Annotated in this window: 17 protein-coding genes, 2 tRNA genes and 1 riboswitch; of the genes, 4 read left to right on the top strand and 15 right to left on the bottom strand. The window is 67.6% G+C overall.

Annotated elements, in window-relative coordinates; all coding sequences use genetic code 11:
* Positions 1-581: 581 nt before the first annotated feature.
* The 3 genes from ACIQF0_RS20950 to leuC all read right to left on the bottom strand — a co-directional run bounded on the left by ACIQF0_RS20950 (position 582) and on the right by leuC (position 3,437).
* Positions 582-1,238, bottom strand: a complete 657-nt coding sequence (locus tag ACIQF0_RS20950; RefSeq protein ID WP_093593159.1) for an HU family DNA-binding protein — start codon at positions 1,236-1,238, stop codon at positions 582-584.
* A gap of 187 nt (positions 1,239-1,425) precedes the next feature.
* Positions 1,426-2,028, bottom strand: coding sequence for a 3-isopropylmalate dehydratase small subunit (gene leuD / locus ACIQF0_RS20945; protein ID WP_093593157.1), 603 nt, complete (start codon positions 2,026-2,028; stop codon positions 1,426-1,428).
* 2 nt (positions 2,029-2,030) lie between these two features.
* Positions 2,031-3,437, bottom strand: a complete 1,407-nt coding sequence (gene leuC, locus ACIQF0_RS20940) for a 3-isopropylmalate dehydratase large subunit (RefSeq protein WP_360048549.1) — start codon at positions 3,435-3,437, stop codon at positions 2,031-2,033.
* 73 nt (positions 3,438-3,510) lie between these two features.
* Here leuC and ACIQF0_RS20935 point away from each other — a divergent pair, with 73 nt between their 5' ends.
* Together ACIQF0_RS20935 and ACIQF0_RS20930 are read left to right on the top strand one after the other, a co-directional pair.
* Positions 3,511-4,212 carry an IclR family transcriptional regulator gene (locus tag ACIQF0_RS20935; protein WP_053736944.1) on the top strand — a complete coding sequence of 234 codons (702 nt, stop codon included), beginning with the start codon at positions 3,511-3,513 and terminating at the stop codon, positions 4,210-4,212.
* A 212-nt stretch (positions 4,213-4,424) separates the two neighbouring features.
* Positions 4,425-5,321 (top strand): PH domain-containing protein, encoded by an 897-nt coding sequence (locus tag ACIQF0_RS20930; RefSeq protein WP_401031555.1) that lies wholly within the window; start codon positions 4,425-4,427, stop codon positions 5,319-5,321.
* Positions 5,322-5,558: 237 nt separating this feature from the next.
* Here the strand turns inward: ACIQF0_RS20930 and ACIQF0_RS20925 are convergent.
* The 3 genes from ACIQF0_RS20925 to ACIQF0_RS20915 form a co-directional block, all read right to left on the bottom strand.
* A tRNA-Glu gene (locus ACIQF0_RS20925) sits at positions 5,559-5,631 on the bottom strand.
* Between the two features lie 153 nt (positions 5,632-5,784).
* A tRNA-Gln gene (locus ACIQF0_RS20920) sits at positions 5,785-5,856 on the bottom strand.
* A 150-nt stretch (positions 5,857-6,006) separates the two neighbouring features.
* Positions 6,007-6,744 carry an HAD family hydrolase gene (locus ACIQF0_RS20915; protein WP_360048551.1) on the bottom strand — a complete coding sequence of 246 codons (738 nt, stop codon included), beginning with the start codon at positions 6,742-6,744 and terminating at the stop codon, positions 6,007-6,009.
* A 380-nt stretch (positions 6,745-7,124) separates the two neighbouring features.
* Here ACIQF0_RS20915 and ACIQF0_RS20910 point away from each other — a divergent pair, with 380 nt between their 5' ends.
* Positions 7,125-8,381, top strand: coding sequence for an FAD-dependent oxidoreductase (locus ACIQF0_RS20910; protein ID WP_401031551.1), 1,257 nt, complete (start codon positions 7,125-7,127; stop codon positions 8,379-8,381).
* On the opposite strand, the gene ACIQF0_RS20905 is transcribed toward ACIQF0_RS20910, so the two are convergent.
* The 6 genes from ACIQF0_RS20905 to ACIQF0_RS20880 all read right to left on the bottom strand — a co-directional run bounded on the left by ACIQF0_RS20905 (position 8,371) and on the right by ACIQF0_RS20880 (position 14,523).
* Positions 8,371-9,030 (bottom strand): response regulator transcription factor, encoded by a 660-nt coding sequence (locus tag ACIQF0_RS20905; protein WP_093593145.1) that lies wholly within the window; start codon positions 9,028-9,030, stop codon positions 8,371-8,373. The genes ACIQF0_RS20910 and ACIQF0_RS20905 overlap by 11 nt on opposite strands.
* A gap of 67 nt (positions 9,031-9,097) precedes the next feature.
* Positions 9,098-9,856 carry a fumarylacetoacetate hydrolase family protein gene (locus ACIQF0_RS20900; protein ID WP_360048555.1) on the bottom strand — a complete coding sequence of 253 codons (759 nt, stop codon included), beginning with the start codon at positions 9,854-9,856 and terminating at the stop codon, positions 9,098-9,100.
* Positions 9,857-9,873: 17 nt separating this feature from the next.
* Complete coding sequence (gene cimA, locus ACIQF0_RS20895) at positions 9,874-11,457, bottom strand: citramalate synthase (protein WP_401031546.1); 1,584 nt, start codon at positions 11,455-11,457, stop codon at positions 9,874-9,876.
* Positions 11,458-11,786: 329 nt separating this feature from the next.
* Positions 11,787-12,764 (bottom strand): ABC transporter substrate-binding protein, encoded by a 978-nt coding sequence (locus ACIQF0_RS20890; protein WP_401031543.1) that lies wholly within the window; start codon positions 12,762-12,764, stop codon positions 11,787-11,789.
* Positions 12,761-13,501: an ABC transporter ATP-binding protein gene (locus tag ACIQF0_RS20885; protein WP_401031540.1), complete on the bottom strand. Its 741-nt coding sequence runs from the start codon at positions 13,499-13,501 to the stop codon at positions 12,761-12,763. The genes ACIQF0_RS20890 and ACIQF0_RS20885 overlap by 4 nt, the downstream gene beginning before the upstream one ends.
* Complete coding sequence (locus ACIQF0_RS20880; RefSeq protein WP_401031537.1) at positions 13,501-14,523, bottom strand: FecCD family ABC transporter permease; 1,023 nt, start codon at positions 14,521-14,523, stop codon at positions 13,501-13,503. Before ACIQF0_RS20880 ends, ACIQF0_RS20885 begins: the two co-directional genes overlap by 1 nt.
* A gap of 32 nt (positions 14,524-14,555) precedes the next feature.
* A riboswitch (cobalamin riboswitch) is annotated at positions 14,556-14,688 on the bottom strand.
* Positions 14,689-14,782: 94 nt separating this feature from the next.
* Between ACIQF0_RS20880 and ACIQF0_RS20875 the strand changes: the two genes are divergently transcribed.
* Positions 14,783-15,202: a YciI family protein gene (locus ACIQF0_RS20875; protein WP_401031534.1), complete on the top strand. Its 420-nt coding sequence runs from the start codon at positions 14,783-14,785 to the stop codon at positions 15,200-15,202.
* A 67-nt stretch (positions 15,203-15,269) separates the two neighbouring features.
* Here the strand turns inward: ACIQF0_RS20875 and ACIQF0_RS20870 are convergent, their stop codons facing one another.
* The 3 genes from ACIQF0_RS20870 to serA all read right to left on the bottom strand — a co-directional run bounded on the left by ACIQF0_RS20870 (position 15,270) and on the right by serA (position 21,696).
* Entirely contained in the window at positions 15,270-16,307 is a 1,038-nt protein-coding gene (locus tag ACIQF0_RS20870) for a 3-isopropylmalate dehydrogenase (protein ID WP_191301032.1), read from the bottom strand.
* A 276-nt stretch (positions 16,308-16,583) separates the two neighbouring features.
* Positions 16,584-19,859, bottom strand: a complete 3,276-nt coding sequence (locus tag ACIQF0_RS20865; protein WP_401032791.1) for a S8 family serine peptidase — start codon at positions 19,857-19,859, stop codon at positions 16,584-16,586.
* Positions 19,860-20,100: 241 nt separating this feature from the next.
* The gene (gene serA / locus ACIQF0_RS20860) at positions 20,101-21,696 is read right to left on the bottom strand and encodes a phosphoglycerate dehydrogenase (RefSeq protein WP_396425894.1); all 1,596 of its coding nucleotides are present in this window, start codon (positions 21,694-21,696) and stop codon (positions 20,101-20,103) included.
* Between the last annotated feature and the right edge of the window lie 552 nt (positions 21,697-22,248).

The following is a 22,248-nucleotide window of genomic DNA, read 5'->3' as shown; positions in this document are numbered from 1 at the left end:
TTCAGCCGCCGTCTTCCCGCTCTGACGAAAGTTCGCCTGTGGCAACCAAGTCGGGCCGGAAGGCGGCGGTTTCGCTTGCACCGGGGGCGTTCGCAGGCGTGCCGGCGTTATTTCTATTGGCGGGCCGGGGGTTCGGAGGAACCGCGCCGGGCAATCCTCCAGGCCGGGTTCCGGAATTCTGAGTGGCGCCTCAAAGTCGTGCCGCGGGCTGCCTGACTCCGGCTCGGCGGAACGTTTCCGGCGCCTCGGCGCGGGCTTCTCTGCTGCCTTGCGGCGAATGCGGGACGGCTCTCCAAGCATGTGAACACATGGGCACGCCGCGCGTGCCCGCCCGCCGCGTCAGTCGTGTTCCAGGCGTGCCAGGCAGCTCCGCCACGCCTGCGGCGGCTTCCCGGACGCCCCAAGCGACTCCCCAGCCGCCTTCGGCGCATCCCAGGCGTGCCAGGCACCTCCGCGGCCCCTCCCTCGCCTTTCTCGCAGGCCAAGCACCTTTCCCCGGACACACGAAGGCCCCGGTGTGCGCACACCGGGGCCTTCCGCGTGGTTCCTGAAGTGACGCAGCCTCCCTCAGGAGGCCCGTCTCACTTCTTCTTGGCAGCCGTCTTGCGAGCAGCCGGCTTCGCAGCCGCGGTCTTCGCAGCAGGCTTGGCCGCAGCCGTCGTCTTGGCGGCAGCGGGCTTGCGGGCCGCGGGGGCCTTCGCAGCAGCGGCCGGCTTGGCGGCGGTCTTCGTGGCGGTCGCCTTCGCGGGCGCCTTGGCAGCAGCGGGCTTCGCCGCGGCAGCCGTGGTGGTGCGACGGGTCGCGGGCGCCTTGGTGGCGGCCGCGGCCGTGCGGGTGCGCGTCGTGGTCGTCGCGCGGGTCGTCGCGGCCTTGGTCGCCGGAGCCTTGGTAGCCGCGGGCTTCGCGGCAGCAGCGGCGGCGGGCTTCGCGGCAGCCTTGGCCGCAACAGCCTTCGGCAGCTTCTTCGCACCGCTGATGACGTCCTTGAACGTCGAGCCGGGGCGGAACGCGGGCACGTTGGTCTTCTTGACCTTCACGGTCTCGCCCGTACGCGGGTTGCGCGCGGTGCGAGCCGCACGGGCGCGCTTCTCGAAGACGCCGAAGCCCGTGATGTTGACCTTCTCGCCCTTGTTGACGCTGCGGACGATCACGTCCACGAGGCCGTCAACAGCTGCGCCGGCGGTCTTCTTGTCTCCAAGGCGCTCGGCGAGCGCCTCGATGAGCTGGGCCTTATTCACCGTCAGTCCCTCCCAGGACGCTCACGGCCCTAAGAGAGCGGGCCGACTAGAACGCAACGGTAGGCCCAAAACGCGAGAAATACCAATCGCCACGCCAGATTTTTCGTTGTGGCGTGGCTAATTGCGCCCCTTCGAGGGACAGGAGGCGCCGGATTCGCCCCTCTCAAGGGGAGAATCCGGCCCCCTCTCAGACCGCCGGAAGCGGATCCGTTGTGGGCAACCAAGTCTGGCGATTGCCCTCGAATGCGCTGATCTCAGGCTCGTGGCGCAACGTCAAAGCGATGTCGTCGAGGCCTTCGAGAAGGCGCCAGCGGGTGTAGTCGTCGATCTCGAACGGGGCAACCAAGTCCTTGGCGCGAACGGTCTTGTCGGTGAGGTCCACCGTGACCGCCGTGCCGGGTTCGGACTCCAGCAACTTCCACAGGAGCTCGACATCGGACTGGCTGCACTGCGCCGCCACGAGACCCTGCTTGCCGGAGTTGCCCCGGAAGATGTCCGCGAACCGGGACGAGATGACGACCCGGAAGCCGTAGTCCATCAGCGCCCAGACGGCGTGTTCCCGAGAGGACCCGGTGCCGAAGTCAGGGCCCGCAACGAGGACGCTGCCCGCCTTGAACGGCTCCTGGTTGAGGATGAAGTGCTCGTCGCCGCGCCAGGCCGCGAAGAGCCCGTCCTCGAACCCGGTGCGGGTCACGCGCTTGAGGTAGACGGCCGGGATGATCTGGTCGGTGTCCACGTTGGACCTGCGCAGCGGCACACCGACGCCCGTGTGGGTGGTGAAGGCATCCATGCTCAGACCTCCAGGTCTGCGGGGGCGGAGAGGGTGCCGCGCACGGCCGTGGCGGCGGCGACGAGCGGGGAGACGAGGTGCGTCCTGCCGCCCTTGCCCTGCCTGCCCTCGAAGTTGCGGTTGGAGGTCGACGCGCTGCGCTCGCCGGGCGCGAGCTGATCCGGGTTCATGCCAAGGCACATCGAGCAGCCGGCCTGCCGCCACTCCGCGCCCGCGTCGAGGAAGACCTTGTCCAGGCCCTCGTCCTCGGCCTGCTTGCGCACCCGCATCGAACCGGGGACGACCAGCATCCGTACTCCTGAAGCGACGTGCTTCCCCTTGATGACGTCCGCCGCGGCGCGCAGGTCCTCGATGCGCCCGTTGGTGCAGGAGCCGAGGAACACCGTGTCCACGCGGATGTCGCGCAGTGGCGTGCCGGGCTCGAGGCCCATGTACGTCAGCGCCTTCTCGGCGGCCACGCGCTCGTTCTCGTCCGCGATCTTCTCGGGGTCGGGGATGTTCGCGCTCAGAGGCAGACCCTGGCCGGGGTTGGTGCCCCACGTGACGAACGGAGTGAGCTCGGCCGCGGAGATGTGGACCTCCGCGTCGAAAGTCGCGTCGTCATCGGTGCGCAGCGTCTTCCAGTACTCGACGGCCGCGTCCCAGTCCGCGCCGGACGGCGCGTGCGGACGACCGAAGATGTAGTCGAAAGTCGTGTCGTCCGGTGCGATCATGCCGGCGCGCGCGCCCGCCTCGATCGACATGTTGCAGACCGTCATGCGCGCTTCCATCGACAGCGCCTCGATGGCGTCGCCGCGGTACTCGAGCACATAGCCCTGTCCGCCACCGGTTCCGATCTTCGCGATGACGGCGAGGATGATGTCCTTCGCCGTGACGCCTTCGCCGAGCGGCCCGTTGACGTTGATGGCCATCGTCTTGAACGGACGCAACGGCAACGTCTGCGTCGCCATCACGTGCTCCACCTCGGACGTGCCGATGCCGAACGCGAGCGCGCCGAACGCACCGTGAGTGCTCGTGTGGCTGTCGCCGCACACCACCGTCATTCCCGGCTGCGTGAGACCGAGCTGCGGGCCGACCACGTGGACGATGCCCTGCTCGAAGTCCCCCATCGGGTGCAGCCGCACCCCGAACTCCGCGCAGTTGCGGCGGAGCGTCTCAACCTGCGTGCGCGACACCAGATCCGCGATCGGCTTGTCGATGTCGACGGTCGGAACGTTGTGATCCTCGGTGGCGATCGTGAGATCGGCCCTGCGCAGCTTGCGGTTCGCAAGGCGCAGCCCGTCGAACGCCTGGGGGCTGGTGACTTCGTGCAGCAGATGGAGGTCGATGTAAAGCAGGTCCGGCTCCGCACCACTTCCGTGGCGCACAACGTGTGCCTCCCACACCTTCTCCGCGAGCGTGCGGCTCATCGCGACATCTCCCACATTATGGACGCGCCGACAGATCTGGACTTCTCACTGTCTGGGAAGTTAGTATCGGCTTGTGGGACAGCATAGCGGGATCGGCGTGCTGGACAAGGCAGTGGCCGTGTTGAACGCCGTAGCAAAAGATCCTTGTGGCCTGGCCGAGTTGTGCAACCGCACCGGCCTCCCCCGAGCGACCGCGCACCGCCTCGCAGTAGGCCTGGAGGTGCACAGGTTGCTGCGCCGAGGCTCCGACGGCCGCTGGCGTCCGGGCGCTGCTCTGGCCGAACTGGCGGGCGGCGCCACAGACCCGTTGCTGGACGCCGCTTCCTCAGTACTGCCGCGCCTGCGCGACATCACCGGCGAAAGCGTGCAGCTCTACCGCCGCGACGGCATGCAACGAGTCTGCGTCTCCTCAGCCGAACCCCCGTCGGGCCTGCGCGACACAGTCCCCATCGGCGCCAGGCTCCCCATGACAGCGGGTTCAGGCGCCAAAGTCCTTGCCGCGTGGTCAGACCCAGGCACCCAACGCGCGGTCCTGGCGGACGCCGTCTACGGCGAACGCACGCTCCTGGAAGTCCGCCGCCGAGGCTGGGCACAAAGCGTGGCAGAACGAGAACCAGGCGTGGCGTCAGTCTCAGCCCCGGTGAGGGACTCCTCAGGCGCCGTAGTGGCAGCCGTCTCAGTGAGCGGCCCCATTGACCGAATGGGCCGCCGCCCAGGCGCCCGCTGGGCAGCGGACCTACTGGCCGCAGCCGAAGCACTGCAAAGCCGCCTCTAAAGCACCAACGAACTGTGGCCGTTCTCCCATCGGGAGAGCGGCCACAGTTCGTTTCGCCCCCTACGACACGCCGCGTTCAACACACGACACGCGGCGTTGACACGTCTCAACAGGCGACCGCCCTCGATCCGCCAAAAGCCCGAGCCCCCACCTCCAACCGCCATATGCTCGCCCCTCGGCGCGTGACGCCGGCCACGATCTGGGGGACGGACATGGACACCTACAAGGCGCAGTCGACAGAGATCACCATCGACGACGAAGTGCTGACGATCATCAGGAAGAAGATCGGCAAGGACGAGGTCCGCCGAATCCCTCTGGCCGCGATCACCGACCTGCGCGTCGACCCGGGCGGCAGGTTCGCCCCCGCCTTGCTGCAGCTGGTCCTGAACGACGAGCCGCCGGCCACCATGAAGCCGACCGAGCCCAACACCTTCCTCTTCCCCAAGACGCCAAAACACACCACGTCCTTCAACGCCCTGCAGGCCCGCCTCGAAGCCGCGGTGGCCCACAACCGCACCACCTCCACCCCTCACGTCCCTTACGACGCCCCGAGCAAGCCGACCTCCCAGCGCCTGCTCGACAGCGCCAGGGAACGATCAGCCCGCCAAGCAGAGGCCGCGGCAAGAGCCCGCGAAGAGTCCGTGGCGAGGGCCACAGCCGCAGCCCAGGAGGCCGAGGCAGCAGAACAGGCGAGAATCGCCCAACTCCGCGCCGACCTCGCCGCCCAGGGCATAACCCGGGAAGACGTCGTGACCGCGGCCCTGGCCACCACCTGGCTGGGCACGACAGCGTCAGAAATCCCGGCCTTGGCAAGAACCCTCAGGCCAGACGAGCCGTTGCTTCACGCCACCAGGGCGACCTTCAACGACCACGTGGGCATGATCGCCCTCACACCGACCCGCTTCATCGCCCTGGACGAGTCCTTCTACTCAACCGAGGCAACGGAGTTCCCCCTGACAGCAGTGATCACGGTGACCCAACAGCAAGAACTCCTGTCCAACACCCTGACCGTCACCCTGCACAACGGCCAAACAGCCACCTACACCAACGTCCAAGACCTGCAGACCTTCACCGAAACCCTAAAAACAGCAACGCGACACACGCCCTAACAACAGAAGAGCCACACCAAAGAAACGACCACCCATAAGCACCGCCCGGCGAGCGAAGCGAAGCGAAGCCACCCATTCGCGAGCGAAGCGACGCGCCAACCGAATGGTCCGGGCACACTCACGCCGGGGGTCCGGGGGCGGAGCCCGCCGGCTGGGGGTCTGGGGGCTCGGCCCCCAGAGGACGCATGCGAAAGAGGCCTGTCTGCGCACTCCGCAGACAGGCCTCTGACACCTCTGTAGCCCCGAAGGGATTCGAACCCTCGCTACCGCCTTGAGAGGGCGGCGTCCTAGGCCGCTAGACGACGGGGCCCTAGAACTTCTTGCTGGCTTGAACCTTATCAGATCGCTCTGTCCGGTCCAAATCCGGCTATTCAGTTCTTGTACTGCAGGCTATTACATTCTGCAGGTCTTGCTATTTTCAGCAGCTCCGAAAGCTTACCCGAGGGCAGTTCTTCCGCAGCAGCTGGGGTACCAGGACTCGAACCTAGACTAACTGAACCAGAATCAGTCGTGCTGCCAATTACACCATACCCCATTGGCTTTCGCGATCGACTTCGTTGTCCCGAAGGAGTTCCGAGGTCCTCGTTGCTGCCGTGAGAAATACTAGACCACGCCCCCACCAGAAGTGAAATCGGCCCCCACCTGAACGCATATGCGCAGGTGGGAGCCGGTCTCGAGGCGCTTCTCAGGCGCTGGCGGTGGAGAGCTCGCAGACGAGGAGCTCCGGCAGTTCCGCGAGCGTCGTGATGGACGACAGGCCCGCGGGCAGCGTGCCGCCGGTCGGGCCGGTGCGGTTGATCCAGACACCGTGCATTCCGGCGTCGCGCGCGCCGATGGCGTCGGCGTGCAGGCGGTCTCCCACGTGGACGGTGTCGCCGGGCGAGACGCCCAGGGCGAGGCACGCGGTGTGGAAGATCACGCGGTCCGGCTTGGCGCAGCCGACCTCGCCGGCGATGAGCACCGCGTCGAAGTACTCGGAGAGACCGAGCTGGGCGATCTTCACGCGCTGGTGGCGGCCCGACGCGTTGCTGATCGCGGCGATCGGGAGGCCCGTCGCCCGCAGCCAGTCGAGCATCGGGATGACGTCCGGGAACAGGCACCAGCCGGAGGTGAGGACCTCCTGGCGGCCGAGCTCGCGACGGGTGGCTTCCTCCAGCGTGAGCTCCTCGCCGAGTGCGGCGAAGAAGGCCTGGGTGCGGATGTTGCGCATCGACTCGTACTGGAGCTCACCGGCGAGCTGGCGGGAGACGTGGTCGTCGGTGATTCGCTGCCACAACGACCAGGCGTCGGCGTTACCGACCATCGAGGCCAACGCGGCTCGCGATGAACTGCTGTAGTCGACAAGTGTGTCGTCGACGTCCAGGCAGACAGCGCGGATCTCGCCGGTTCTCTTACGCGTGAAAGTCGGGGACGCAGTTGTCACTCCGGAAGGTTAGGTGCGCGGGGCCCTCGTCCGATTCGGCTAACGAGGTGATTCCTATAGGTCCTTGCACGATCCAGCTGACCTTGAGGCCCCGAACGAACTAGTCACACTCCTCCGAGCGCCGAATGCAATCACCCGGTCGAGTGTTATTCGGCGGCGCAACGATCTCTGCCCGAACGGGCGGTTCCGCGAGCGCGACACCCTAGCTCGCACAACGACATTCCGCACCAGCCGCAACCTTTTCGGGGCCTGGGTCCCCAGACCGTCCACATTGGACCGACCCGAACGAGAGCCACGACACCGGGAATCCGGCTTGACGCACCTGGCGATCAAGAGCATGCTTGAGTTTATTCAACACCGGTTGAAAAGAGGGGATCGACATGGAGAGGACGACCTGTCTCGTCGTCGGCGGCGGACCTGCCGGAATGGTGCTGGGACTGCTCCTGGCCCGCGGTGGCGTCGAGGTCACGGTGCTGGAGAAGCACGGTGACTTCCTGCGCGACTTCCGCGGCGACACGGTGCACGCGTCGACGCTCACACTGCTGGACGAGCTGGGGCTCGGTCCGGCGTTCGAGCAGGTGCCGCACCAGGACGTCGACAAGATCGAGGCCCTGCTCGACGGCGGCGCCAAGGCCACGATCGCCGACCTGTCCCGGCTCCCCGGCCCGAACAAGCGCATCGCGATGGTGCCCCAGTGGGACTTCCTGGACCTGCTGGCGGACGCGGGCAAGCTCGAACCGACGTTCACGCTGCGGATGAACACCGAGGTCACCTCGATCACCAAGAGCGGCAACAGGGTCACGGGCGTGAAGTACCGGGACCGCGTCGACGGGCACGAGGGCGAGATCGTCGCGGACCTCGTCGTGGCGGCCGACGGGCGGAGCTCGATCCTGCGCGCGGCCGTGGAACTTCCGGTCTACCGCTTCGGCGCGCCGATGGACGTGTGGTGGTTCCGCTTGCCGCGCAACGAAAGCGACCCGGTCAAGGGCGGCGGCGGCAGGTTCAGCGCCGGCAGCGGACTCGTGCTCATTCCACGCGGCGAGTACTTCCAGTGCGCTTTCCTGATCCGCAAGGGAACGGACCAGGCCGTGCGCGCCGAGGGTGTCGAGAAGTTCCGCGAACGCGTCGTCACGCTCGTCCCGTGGCTCGTCGACCGGGTCGAGCACATCAAGAGCATCGACGACCCGAAGCTCCTCGACGTGAAGCTGGACCGGTTGCGGCACTGGCACGTCGACGGACTGCTGTGCATCGGTGACGCGGCGCACGCGATGTCACCGGTCGGCGGCGTCGGTATCAACCTCGCCGTGCAGGACGCGGTCGCCGCGGCCACCGTGCTCGCGCGGCCGTTGCGGGACGGCAAGGTCACGAGCGCGACGCTCGCGAAGGTGCGCGGACGCAGGCTGTTCCCGACCGTGGTGATCCAGACCATGCAGCGGGTCATCCACCGGCTGTTCCTGGGCCGCAAGCTCAACAGCACGGCCACGGTCTCGAGCACGGGCACGCCGTTCATGCTCAAGGTCGCGCAGAAGCTGCCGTTCCTGCAGGCGGTGCCGGCCTACATGATCGCGATCGGGCCACGTCCCGAGCACGCGCCGGACTTCGCGCGCAGGGCACCGCAGACCATCGCTAGGTCGTGACGAAGGCCTCGGAGCTCTCGCCGAGCACCAACGCCACGGCGTGGGCGCGGTCACGGGCGCCCAGCTTGCGCAGGATCGCCTTCACGTGGGTCTTCACGGTGTCGTTGCTGATGAAGAGCCGCTGGGCGATGCGCGCGTTGTCCATCCCCTTCGCCATCTCGGCCAGCACGTCGAACTCCCGTGCCGACAACCTGCCGAGCGACGCGGGTGGCGGCATCCGCGACGGCAGGCGCGCGAGTGATCCCACCCGCGCGTCGATCGTGGCGGGAGCACCCCGCACCGCGGCCGCGATCAGCGGTAACAGCTCGGCCACGGGCGAGGTTTTCAGCAGGTAGGCCACCGCGCCGGCGTCGAGAGCCGCGCGGGCCCAGCTCGGACTGTCCGCATTGGACAGCACGACGACGCGGGCGCTCGGCCGGTACTGCGCCGTGTCCCGCACGGTTCGCAGCGGTCCGGCGCCCGGGACGTCGAAGTCCGTGACGACCAGATCCACCAGAGTGCCGCGCAGGCTGCGCGCAGCCTCGGCCACGGTGTGGGCGATGCCCACAACGCGGAAGCAGTGCGTGCGATGCAGCGAAAGCCGCAGCCCTTCGGTGATGAGCTGCGATCCGTCGACCAGCAACACGCGGGTGGACGCCAGGTCCGTCATGACACCGGGAAGTTACTCGCGGGTACCCGGATGCGTAACCTGCCGGACGCCGGATTGCTCCGTACGGCTACCTATTTGCGACCGGATTGGTGAGCGTGCCAAGGCCGTCCACAGTCACGGAGACCGTCTGTCCGGCCCTCATCGGCCCGACACCGGCCGGCGTGCCGGTCAGGATCAGGTCGCCCGGCAGCAGCGTCATGATGCCGGACACGTACTCGACGAGTGACGGAATGTCGTGCACCATCAACGAAGTACGGCCGTCTTGTTTGACTTCCCCGTCAACTTCGGTGACGACGCGGACGTCGGAGGGGTCGAACTCGGTCTCGATGAACGGACCCAACGGACAGAACGTGTCAAAACCCTTGGCACGCGTGAACTGCACGTCCTTCTTCTGCAGGTCGCGCGCCGTGACATCGTTGGCGATCGTGTAACCCATGATCACACTCGCGGCCTTGGCCTTGGGCACGTCGCGGCACGGCTGGCCGATGATGACGGCCAGCTCACCCTCGAAGTCGACGCGCTCGGACACGGCCGGGAGCTTGATCTCCACGTTCGGGCCGACCACCGACGTGTTGGGCTTGAAGAACAGCAACGGCTCCGCGGGAACCTCGTTCCCCATCTCCTTGGCGTGGTCGGCGTAGTTCCGCCCCACCCCGATGATCTTGGTCGGCAGGATGGGAGCGAGCAGCCTGACGTCGGCCAACGGCCACTTCCGGCCGGTGAACGTGGGCGTGCCGAAAGGGTGTTCGGCGATTTCCGCGGCCTCGTCGCCGTGAACGGCGACGAAGGCCACGCCTTGGGGATGAGCAATTCGGGCGATGCGCACGGCCCCAGTTTACGAGGTCAGCTGGACCTCATGGATTTGTGCACGAGCGCGTCGCACAACGCCAGCCAGGACGCCTCGACGATGTTCCCGTGCACTCCGACCGTGGTCCACTCGCGCTCGCCGTCGGTCGACTCCACCAACACCCGCGTCACGGCATCCGTACCGGGATGCTCCGTCAGGATGCGCACCTTGTAGTCGGCCAGCTCCACAGTGTCCAACCAGGACAGATGCGGCAACAACGCCTTGCGCAGCGCCGCGTCCAGAGCGTGCACGGGCCCGATTCCCTCGGCCGTCGCGATGACCCGCTCCCCCGCCACGTGCACCTTGACCGTGGCCTCGGACACGATCTCGCCGTCCGACCGGTGATCGAGCACGACCCGGTAGGACTCCAGCGTGAACGGAGGTGTGTCCAGTTCGGACAGCTCGGTGCGCAGCAGGAGCTCCATCGAGGCGTCGGCGGCCTCGAACGACCAGCCCTTCGCCTCCAACTCCTTCACGCGCTTCAACGCGCTGCCGACCTCGGTCCCCCGGCCGGCCAGGTCGAGTCCGAACTCACGTCCCTTGAGTTCGATGCTCGCCCGACCGGCCATCTCGGTGACCAGCACCCGCATGTCGTTGCCGACGGTGTCCGGATCGATGTGGTTGTACAGCTCCGGATCCACCTTGATCGCGCTCGCGTGCAGACCCGCCTTGTGAGCGAATGCTGACGACCCGACATAAGCCTGGTGGGTGTCGGGTGCGATGTTCGCGATCTCGGCCAACGCATGGGAGACACGGGTGAGCTCGGCCAGTGCTCCGATCGGGAGCACCTCCATGCCGAGCTTGGTCACGAGGTTTCCCACGACGGCGAACAGGTCCGCATTGCCTGCTCGCTCGCCATATCCGTTGGCGGTGCACTGAACGTGCGTCGCGCCCGCCTGAACGGCCGCGAGTGTGTTCGCCACCGCACAGGACGTGTCGTCCTGGCAGTGAATTCCAACGCGGAAGCCGGTCTTCTCGACGACCTCCGCGACCGTCTCCGCAAGCCCCAACGGCAACTGACCACCGTTGGTGTCGCACAGCACAACGACGTCCGCGCCACCCTCCACAGCGGACTCCAGCACACGCAGCGACGTGTCCGGCGAGAACGCGTACCCGTCGAAGAAGTGCTCGGCGTCGAGAAAGACCCGCCTACCGTGGTCCTTCAGGAACCGAACGGTGTCGCGCACCATCCTCAGGTTCTCGTCGGCGTCCGTGCGCAGCGCCCGTTCGATGTGCCTGAGGTCCGACTTGGCCACCAACGTGACCACCGGCGCCTGACTGTCAACAAGTGCCTTGACCTGCGGGTCTTCCTCGACCTTGACCCCGGCCTTGCGCGTGGCCCCGAACGCGACCAGCTTGGCGTGCTTCAACTCCAGATCCCCGGCCGCCGCACGAGCGAAGAACTCCGTGTCCTTGGGCAACGCGCCGGGCCAGCCGCCCTCGATGAACCCGACGCCGAGCCCGTCCAGCAGCCGCGCGACCGCGAGCTTGTCCGTGACGGAGTACGAAATGCCCTCACGTTGTGCGCCATCGCGCAACGTCGTGTCGTAGACGTGGAACTCGTCGGTCGGGCCGGCCATCGGGGTCATCTCCTCATCCGGGCAAACAAAAAGACCCCCCGCGGGATGCGAGAGGTCTGCGCGTCGGGTGCCAGGGGCGGCAACTACCCGACGCGCTCGTCAATAATGATGGCGACGTACTGAACCATGTCGGCGATGCTGCCACAGCTCAGCGCGGCGTACCAAGCGACGGGAGGAAATCTCCCACTATCTGGTCACGGGTTCACGCCTTCGCAACGGCACCCACGCGGTGCCACCCGGAGCCCGCCGACGCAAGGCAACCACCCGCACGGAACGCGACCAACCCCGCTGGAACCCGGCAACCGCCCGCAACCCGACCCGCACCGACGTCACCCCTGGGCCAGGAACTTCGCGAACGCCTCGATCGAAGCCGCGTTCCGAGGCGACTCCACCAACGCCGCATACGGCAACGAGAAGAACCTCTTCCCCTTGACCGCAGGCGAGTTGGCCAGCGGAGCGAAGCCCTCCAGGAACGCCTGCTTCTGCTCCGGAGTGTTCGCCTCCCCGTCCGCGTAGTCCACGATCAACACCACATCGGGGTTCCGCTGCACCACGGTCTCCCAGTTGACCGTCGTCCAGCTGTCGTTCAAATCCCCGAAGATGTTGTCCCCACCCGCCTTCGAGATCACGTCCTGAGGCGCGGCGTTCTTCCCGGACGTGAACGGCTGGTCCTGCCCGCTGTCGTACAGGAACACCTTCGGCCGAGGCTTCCCCTCCATCAACTTCCCGGCACGGGCGATCTGCTCCTGATACCCCTTCACGAGCTCCTCAGCCTTGGCCTCGACCCGGAAGATCTTCCCGAGGTTGCGCAGGTCCGTGTACAGCGCGTCCAACGCGGGCATGATGCCGCGCTGCTTGCCCACCCCGTTCCGACAGGCCTCAGTCAGCTGGTAGGTCCCGATCCCCAACGCCTTCAACGCGTCCGGCGTGAACCCGGTGCTCTCGCTGAACCCGTAGTTCCAGCCGGCGAAGACCAGATCGGCGTTCGCGCCCTGCACGACCTCCTTGGAGACCTTGTCGGACAGATGCTTCACGCTCCCGAAGTCGGCCTTCCACGGCGAGGTGCGCACGTCGACGGAGTCCACGCCGCTGATGACGTAACCCGCCATCCGGTCCTTGAGTCCCAGCGCGAACATCAACTCGGTGATCCCGGTGTCGTTGGTGACCACTTTGGACGGAATCTTGTCGAACGTGACCTGCTGACCACAGTTCGTGACCGTCACGGGGTCGGACGCGGAGGTGTCCTGGGCGACCGTGGCGCCGCAGCCGGAGACCAACAGCACAGCGGCAAGGACAACGGTTCTCAAGGGGTGACCTCCTGATCGAACAGGAGCTGGGGAACTCCCGTGGTCGGATGCCGCACGACGTGCGCGGTGACGTGGAAAACCTTGGCGATCAGTTCAGGCACGAGAACCTCCGCCGGTGTGCCGGACGCGACGATCCGTCCTTCGTCCAACACGTACAGCCGGTCGCAGAAGGAAGCAGCGAGGTTCAGGTCGTGCAGAACCGTCAGCACCGTGATCCCCAGCCCACGCGTGAGCTGGAGAACATCGAGCTGATGGCGAATGTCGAGATGGTTCGTGGGCTCGTCCAGCACGAGCACCCGCGGCTCCTGGGCGATCGCGCGGGCGATGAGCACGCGCTGTCGCTCACCACCGGACAAACTGAGGAAGCTGCGCGAAGCGAGATGTGAAACGTCCACCGTGGACAGTGCCTCGGCCACCACCCGAGAGTCGCGGACCGGATCACGGTCGTGCGGCAGCCGGCCCATCTCCACGACCTCGGTGACCGTGAAGTCGAACTCGACCTGCGACTCCTGGGTCAACGCCGCGAGGTGGCGGGCGACATCATGTCGCTTGTGGACGTTCGAGCCGTCGAGCAGCACAGTGCCGGCGTCGGGCTTCAACGCCCGGTACACGCAGCGCAGCGTCGTGGACTTGCCGCTGCCGTTCGGGCCCACGATGCCGACAACCTCGCCAGAGGCGTGCAAAGAAACGTCGGAGATGATGTTCCGGACGGCGACGTCGTTCAGCTCGACGCGCATCAGCGGCCTCCGAAGACGTAGGACTTGCGACGCATCAGGAAGATGAAGCAAGGCACGCCGAGCGCGGCCGTGATGACGCCGAGCGGGAGTTCCTCCGGTGCCGCGAGCATGCGCGCGGCCACGTCCACCCAGACCAGGAACGACGCTCCGGCCAGCGGTGCGAGCGCCAGGACCTTGCGGTGGTCGGCGCCCACTACCATGCGCGTCAGGTGCGGCAGCATCAGTCCGACGAACCCGACGGCACCGCTGACCGCCACCAGCACACCGGTCATGGCCGCGGTGACGATGAACAGGTGCGTGCGGAACCGGTTGACCGCCACGCCGAGCGTGGTCGCGGTCTCGTCGCCCATCGCCAGCGCGTTGAGCTGCCGCGCCTTGGTCGCCAGGTAGACGATGCCGGCCGCGGTCACCACGGCGGCGACCGGCAGCGACTGCCAGTTCGCCCCGCCGAGGCTGCCGAGCAACCAGAACATCGCGGCCCGCGCCGCCTCACCGCGCGGTGCCTGGAACACCAGCAGCATCGCCACGGCGGAGAACCCGTACGCCAGCGCCGTCCCGGTCAACACGAGCCGCAACGGTGTGAGCCCTCGGCTCGTGCGTGCGGTGATGTAGACCAGGGCGGTAGCGCCGAGACCGGTCAGGAACGCTCCCACCGACAACGCGTAGACGCCGAGGCCGGACAGGATGCCGAGCGTCGCCACCGCCGTCGCGCCCACGCTCGCGCCCGACGAGATGCCGAGCACGTACGGGTCTGCCAACGCGTTGCGGACCATCGCCTGGATGGCGACGCCGACCGTGCTCAGGCCGGCGCCGACGACGGCCGCGAGCAGAACTCGGGGAAGCCGGATGTCCCAGACGATGTGGTACTGCCCGGCGAGGTCGGCGGGGATCGTGCCGCCGGTCAGCGCCGCCCACAGCAGTTCGAGCGTGAGGTCGAACGGAACGGAGACGGGGCCGAGCGCGACGCCCGCGACGAGACTGACGGCGAGCACGCCGACGAGCACGCTGATCTTGGAGAGCACTGGGTCCTTCCCGCAGTCCACGGCGGAGTCGGAACTTCTCGGTCACCGTGAGCGGGTGTTCGGGCTCGTCTCCTGATCAGGAGACCTACCGTTGCGGGTCAGCGCCGGACTTCGACCGGTCTTCCCCCACGCACGACTGAGGCGACCCTACCTGCGGAAACAGAAAGTTCGAGAATTTTCGGGTGTGATGTCGATCCGGCCCGCGGTCCGTTCGACCTGTGGACGTCACCGAGGAAGACACCGAGCGAGGAGATCCACCGTGAAGTACATCCTGATCATGCGCGCCACCGACGAGGGCTTCGCGAACATGGGCGAGGTCGACTTCGACAAGATGCTGGAGACGGTCGGCGCGTTCAACGAGGAGCTGATCCGCGCCGGTGTGCTGCTGGCCGCCGAGGGTCTGTCCGAGCCGTCCGAGGGCGTCGTCGTGGACTACTCCGCCGAGCCGCCGGTCGTCACGGACGGCCCGTACGGCGAGACCAAGGAGCTGTTCAACGGCTTCTACCTGCTCAACGTCTCGTCGAAGGAAGAAGCGATCGAGTGGGCCAAGCGCATGCCGCTGACCGGCCCGGGGTTCAAGACCGAGATCCGGCGCGTGCCGACGATCGACGAGTTCCCGCAGGACAACGAGTGGATCAAGAAGGAGCGCGCGTGGCGTGAGGCCAACGGCCAGCTCTGACGCGGAGAACGCCGAAGCCCCGGCCGGAAAGTCCGGCCGGGGCTTCAAAACGTCGAGCGGATGAACCTCAGCCAGTGCGGACGTTCGACGACACGAGTGCCGCGAGACGATCGCCGATGGCGTAGGTGGCCCCAGGCGACTGGTGGTCCCTGGTAGCGAGATCAAAGGCCACGGAGGCCTCGATCCGGCGGGCCGACTCGTGCTCGCCGAGGTGGTCGAGCAGCAGCGCGACCGACAGCACGGCGGCCGTCGGGTCCGCGATGCCCTGGCCCGCGATGTCCGGCGCCGAACCGTGCACCGGCTCGAACATCGACGGGTTGCGACGGGTCACGTCCATGTTTCCCGACGCGGCCAGGCCGATGCCACCCGTGACGGCGGCGGCGAGGTCGGTCAGGATGTCGCCGAACAGGTTGTCGGTGACGATCACGTCGTAACGGCCCGGGTCGGTGACCATGTGAATGGTCGCCGCGTCCACGTGCTGGTAGGCCACGGTGACGTCCGGGTGCTGCAGCGAGACCTCCTCCACGACGCGCGACCACAACGAGCCGGCGTGCGTGAGGACGTTCGTCTTGTGCACCAAGGTCAGGTGCCGGCGCTGACGGTTCGACGCACGCGCGAAGGCGTCCCGGACCACGCGCTCGACGCCGAACGAGGTGTTCAGCGAGACCTCGGTGGCGATCTCGTGCGGCGTGTCCTTGCGGAGCAGGCCGCCGTTGCCCGCGTACGGGCCTTCCGTGCCCTCGCGGACCACCACCATGTCGATCTCCGGCGGGTCCGCGAGCGGGCTGCGGACACCGGGGTAGAGACGAGCCGGGCGGAGGTTCACGTGGTGGTCGAGTTCGAAGCGCAGCCTCAGAAGCAGGCCCCGCTCCAGAATTCCGCTCGGCACCGACGGGTCGCCCACCGCGCCGAGCAGGATCGCGTCGTGCTGGCGAAGCTCTCCCAGCACCGACTCGGGCAACAACTCTCCCGTGGCGTGCCAGCGCGCCGCGCCGAGGTCGTAGCGAGTGATCTCGGCCGCCGGAACGACCTCTCCGAGGACCTTCAGGGCCTCAGCGATGACCTCGGGCCCGATCCCGTCTCCTGGGATCACTGCGAGCCGCATCCACACACCTCCCAGGTGTCAGTCCCCAATTGGTGGGACTACTTTCCTTCGCGAAAGGCTACCGGCATCCAGGCCGCCCGCCGCATGCCGGACACCCCATCGGGGTGTTATCTCCCGTACTGCGGGACACCCACACGGCCCATATCCCACTTTCGAGTGTCACTCGACCGCAGGAACGGGGTCGCGTCAAGGGGTGACGGGAGGCAGTTCCGGGCCGTGACACGCCGAGAGGCCCGGTTCCAAACGAAGAACCGGGCCTCTCGTGAAACATCCGATCTAGTAGGCGCTGCCCCGGCCACTCGACTTCACCAGGACGACCGACGCGCGGTCACCGTTGGCGTTGTGGTGGTTCAGGACCAGCAGGCCCTCGGACTTGTCGGCCTTCAGCGAGGCCTCGTTCTTGTTCACCACGAGCGCGGTACCCGGCTTCGCGAGGTACGAGAGCGCCGCGTCGCCGCCGCCCTGCGCCCACAGACCCGGCTTGAGCGGGTCGTAGGACAGGTTGCGGTCGATGACGTCGACGAGCTTGTTCGCGTTGCCCGGCGCGGCGTAGTAGCCGCCGACGCCCACGACGTACGAGAGGCGCGCCGTGTCCTTCGTCGCGTCGATGCCCAGTGCGCTGAGCAGCACCGGCAGGACGACGACGTTGGTGTCCTGGACGTTCGCGTCGACGTCGCCGAACAGGCCGTTGACGCCCTGGATGTCGACGGTCTCGCCCGTCTTCAGGTCCACCGTGGACGCGACCAGCAGGTCGGTGTCGGTCAGGCGGGTCGCGAACACCTCGAAGTCCGCCGTGCCGTCACCGTTGGTGTCGATGTCGACGAACGGGATGGTGTTCTTGCCCAGGTTGTACCAGTTGCCCCAGGTCGCGACACCGAACGCGAGCAGCGCCTCCTCGGGCTTGCCCTGCGCCTTGGCCAGCGGGGCCGTGGAGGCCGCGCCGACGTAGCGGAGGTCGCCGCCCTTGGCGGTCTCGTTGAGCGCGCAGTTCTCGGTGACGTTGCGCTTGCAGTCGCGCAGCTTCGGCGACTGGGCCTGCAGCTCGAGAACGCTGATCAGCGAGCGGTAGGCCTGCGAGCCCGTGCCCTGGTCGATGCCCTTGCCGGTCACGTTCAGCACGGCCTGCTTGCTGTTGCCGGAGAACTTGAGGCTGGACGCGGTCTTGATGTCCGCGACCGGCTTCGGCGCCGAGTAGACCGACAGGCGCAGCGGCACCGTGGCACCCGCGGTCGGCGTGAAGGTCACGCGACCGGAGGCGTCCGCGAGGAACTGGCGCGGCACGTCGAGCTGGTTCGGCTCGACCGTCGAGTCGACCGTCTTGCGCAGCGCCTTCGGGTCGGTGATCTTCAGGGTCACCTTGACGCGCGCGACACCGCGCGGGCTCAGCTTCACCTTGTCCTGCGAGAGCACGTAGCTCACGCCGGGGATCGTCGTGGCCGCGGTGTAGCCGACCTTGTACTCCACGGACTTCGTGGACTTGTTGACCAGCTTGATGGTCTTGGACTTCTCGACCGGCTTCGAGACCTCGACGACGCCGAAGTTCGCGCTGACGTAGCCGTTGTCCTCCTCGACGTACGCGAGGACCTGGTTGTCGATCGCGGACTTGCCGTCCACGCGGCCGGTGCCGACCCGGTTGGGGGCGAAGGTCTTGCCGTCTTCCTTCACGTCCGCACCGGCGGTGTTCATGATCGAGGCCTTGACCTCTTCCAGCGTCCAGTCCGGGTGCGCCTGGCGGACCAGGGCGGCGATGCCGGCGACGTGCGGGGACGCCATCGACGTACCCGAGATCACCAGGCGGTCGTTGCCGGAACCGACGGCGGTCGACGAGATCGTGTCACCGGGGGCCGCGACGTCCGGCTTGATGGACTGGCCGCGGGTGCCGCGGCTGGTGAACGCGCTCGGGGTGTCCGAAATGGACTGGTCGTACGTCGGCGTCGAGGTGCGCAGGTCACCCGCGAGGCGGACGACCAGCGTGCCCGCGTTCAGCGCCGGGCGGATCGCCGCGGTGGCGGAGCCGGTGAACTGGAACATCGGGATGCCCGCGTTGCCGGCGATGCCCGCCGCGAAGTTCTCCAAAGTGGACGAAAGGAGCACGCCCTGGCCACCGGCGGCCTGCACGTTGTTCGCGCGGACGGCCGAACCACAACGGCGCGTGGCGTCGTTGTCGTCCCACTCCAGCCACACGAACTTGCCGGCGACGTTGTCGGTGATCGCGACGCAGCCGTCGGCGTTGCCAGCCTGCGACAGCTTCACGACCGGCAGTTCCTTGTTGTAGCCCAGGTAACCGGTGAAGCTCTGGCTGTACTGACCGGGCTTGAGGCCCTGGCCCTTCACCTCGGCGCCGTCGCGCAGCACGAACGAGTCGCGCACGGACGCGACGGTCAGCGCCTCGGGCGTGTTGCCCGGCGAGCCGCCGATGTCGTAGAGGTCGCCACCGTTGCCCGCGGAGAAGACCGGCATGACGCCGACCTTGTACAGCTTCTTCACGAACAGGCTGTCGGGGTCGTCCGGTGCGCCGTAGTCGGAGCCGAGCGACAGGTTGACCACGTCGAGGTGGTCGGAGAAGTCGCCGTCACCGTCGGGGTCGAGCGACCAGTCGAGCGCCTGCGAGGTGACGTTGGTCGAGCCCTCGCAGCCGAAGACCTTCAGCGCGAAGATCTGGGCCTTCGGCGCGGTGCCGGGGCCGATCTTCATCTCGTTGAGCTTCGCGGCGTCGAGCTTGGTGTAGTCGCCCTTGAACGTGCTGCCGTCGGCGTTCTCGCCGAAGCCGGCCGTGGTGCCCGCGACGTGCGAGCCGTGGCCGTTGCAGTCGATGGGGTTCGGGTCCGGCTTCGGCGTGTTGATCGCCGGGTCGGTGCTCTCCCCGTCGTAGTCCTCGCCCACGAAGTCGTAACCGCCGACGACCTTCGCGGTCGGGAAGTTCGGGTCCTTCACGCGCGGGTCGACGGCCTTGAACGCCTCGACCGTGCCGGGGCCGCCGAAGTTCGCGTGCGTGTAGTCCACACCGGTGTCGATGATGCCGACGCGGATGTCGTCGCCGAGCTTGCCGTACTGCTGCCAGACGTTGAGCGTCCTGGTGAGCTGGACGGCGTTCGAGTTCTGGCGCTTCTTCGGGACGACCGGGTAGACCGCGAGAACGTCCTGGCGCTGGGCCAGTTCGCGGACCTTCTGCGCGTCGGCCGTCACGACGACGCCGGGGACGCCGTTGGAAGTGCGGTAGAGCTCCTTGGTCTGCGTGTCAGCGCTCTTGAGCTGGCCGACGACCTGGTCGACCGCGGCCGACGTGTCGTTCTTGGCCTGCTTGGCTGCCTGCTTCGCGACCTCTTTGCCCTGGCTCTTCTTCTCGTCGAACGCGTCGACGGCGGGCTTGCGGTCCAGCGCGACGAACGCGGTGACCGAACCCGCGGCGTTCAGCCTGGGAGAAACCTTGAGGTGCAACGCTTTCGCGTCCAACCCGTGCGCACCCTTGACCGGCTGCGCGAGCGGTTCGCTCTGCGCCTGTGCCGTGGCAGGTGCGATCAGCAGTGTGGTGATGGCAGAGAACACCACCAGACTCGATCGTCTCTTCACAACGTTGCCCCAACCGAGGTGTGTGCCTTCGACCCGAAATGACAGTGCCGTGCCCTCTACGGCACCGGGTCAACCTCGTGGGGACGCTAATCGCTGATCGTGTGTCTGCGACTGCCCCGAAAGTATGAATGTGGTCTACAGATAGTTGCCTGTTACGACTTCGTTGTGAACGACGATGAACACGGGAAGGGGACTTTGCCGTCCCCTTCCCGGTTTGTCGTGACTATCCGAAGTCGACAGACCTGACCGTGCGCGCGCCGACGGCCGCGCCGATCGGGTCGAGCACCTGGGTGTCGACCGGGCGGTCGACGCGCAGCACCATGACGGCGTCGCTGCCGGTCTGGCTGATCTGCGCGGCCTCGATGTTCACGCCGGCCTCGCCGAGCAGCGTGCCGACCGTGCCCATGACACCCGGACGGTCCGGGTACTCCAGCAGCAGCACGGTGCCTTCGGCCCTCAGGTCGAAGTTGCGGCCGTTGATGTTCACCAGCTTCTCGACCTGCGCGATGCCGCTGACGGTGCCGGACACGGTGTTCGTCGCGCCGTCCGCGTACACGGCCTTCACCGTGACGAGGCTGCGGTGGTTCGGGCTCTCGGTCTCCTTGACCAGCTCGACGCTGACGCCCAGGTCCGCGGCGAGGCTCGGCGCGTTCACGAACGTCACCTGCGACTCGACGACCTTGGAGAACACCCCGCGCAGCGCGGCGAGCGGCAGGATCGCGACGTCCTCATTGGACAGTTCGCCGCGGACCTCGACGGTGACGCTGGTCGGGGCCTTGGGCGACAGTGCACTGAGGACGGTGCCGAGCTTCTGCACCAGCGGCAGGTACGGGCGGACCTCTTCGCCGACCGCACCGCCCTGGACGTTGACGGCGTCCGGCACGAACTCGCCGGCCAGCGCGAGGATGGTGCTCTTCGCGACGTCGGTGCCCGCGCGGTCCTGCGCCTCGGCCGTGGACGCGCCGAGGTGCGGGGTGACGACGATGCCCGGCACGTTGAACAGCGGGCTCTCGGTCGTGGGCTCGGTGGAGAAGACGTCGATGCCGGCGCCGCCGACCTGGCCTTCCTTGACGGCCTCGGCGAGGGCAGCCTCGTCGATGAGGCCACCGCGGGCCGCGTTGACGATGATGACGCCGCGCTTGGCCTTCGCCAGCTGCTCGGCACCGATGAGGCCCTTGGTCTCCGGCGTCTTCGGCAGGTGGATGCTGATCGCGTCCGCCTTCTCGAGCAGCTCCTCGAGGCTGACGAGCTCGATGCCGAGCTGGGCGGCGCGGGCGGCGCTCACGTACGGGTCGTAGGCGATGAGCTCGACGCCGAACGCGGCGATGCGCTGCGCGAACAGCTGGCCGATCTTGCCGAGGCCGACGACGCCGACCGTCTTGCCGTTGAGCTCGACGCCGTTGAACTTGGAGCGCTTCCACTCGTGGTTCTGCAGCGTCTCGTGCGCGGCCGGGATCTGACGCGCGACGCTCAGCAGCAGCGCGACGGCGTGCTCGGCGGCGCTGACGATGTTGGACGTAGGCGCGTTGACGACCATCACGCCGTTCTGCGTGGCGGCCGGGACCTCGACGTTGTCCAGGCCGACACCCGCGCGGGCCACGACCTTCAGCTTGCGCGTGGCCGCGAACACCTCGGCGTTCACCTGGGTGGCGGACCGGACGAGCAGGGCGTCCGCGTCGGCGACAGCGGTGAGGAGGGCTTCGCGGTCGGTGCCGTCTACGTGGCGCACTTCGACGCCGTCACCGAGAGCGTCCAGAACGGACGGCGCGAGCTTCTCGGCGATGAGGACAACAGGTCGGCTCGTGTTGCTCACGGACATCGCTCCCAGGAAGGGTCGGATCGTGGGGCGCGGGCGTGGTCGGGGGCGGCTGGCCCGCGCCGACCGGAGCACCGCAATGTGTCCGGACTGTTAACGAGCATAGACACCGGCCTTGCGCCCGCATTCCGCCGGGTGGCTCAGGTCACCGCCCGCGTCTTGCAGTATGGGACGAAGCATGGGTGGACGTGGTGTTCACCCATCAGTGTCGGGTCCACTGCCTGGGAACTGGTGGGGTGTTGACGTAGGGCTGGTGGAGGGGCTGGTGGGGCGGGCGAGGGCATGCGGGGCGGGCCAGGGCCGGGCGGGGGCCGTGCGGGGGCGGCGGGCCAGGGCCGGGCGGGTGCCGTGCGGGGGCGGGTGGGTGCCGTGCAGAGGCGGGCGAGGGCGGGCGTTGGCGTGCCGGGGGCATGCGGGGGCGAGTGAGGGCCGAGCCGGGGGCATTCGGGGGCGTTCCAGGGCCGTGCGGGTCGGCTTGCGGGCGTTTGTCGCGTTCCAGCGGGGTTGGTCGCGTTCCTGACGTTCCGTCGCCTTGCGAGGGTGGTCCATCAGGCA

The sequence above is a fragment of the Lentzea sp. NPDC092896 genome (assembly GCF_044754905.1).
In the GTDB taxonomy this organism is placed as follows: Bacteria; Actinomycetota; Actinomycetes; order Mycobacteriales; family Pseudonocardiaceae; genus Lentzea.
The sequence above is the reverse complement of the archived record's forward strand: the minus strand, read 5'-3'. Positions and strand labels throughout refer to the sequence as shown.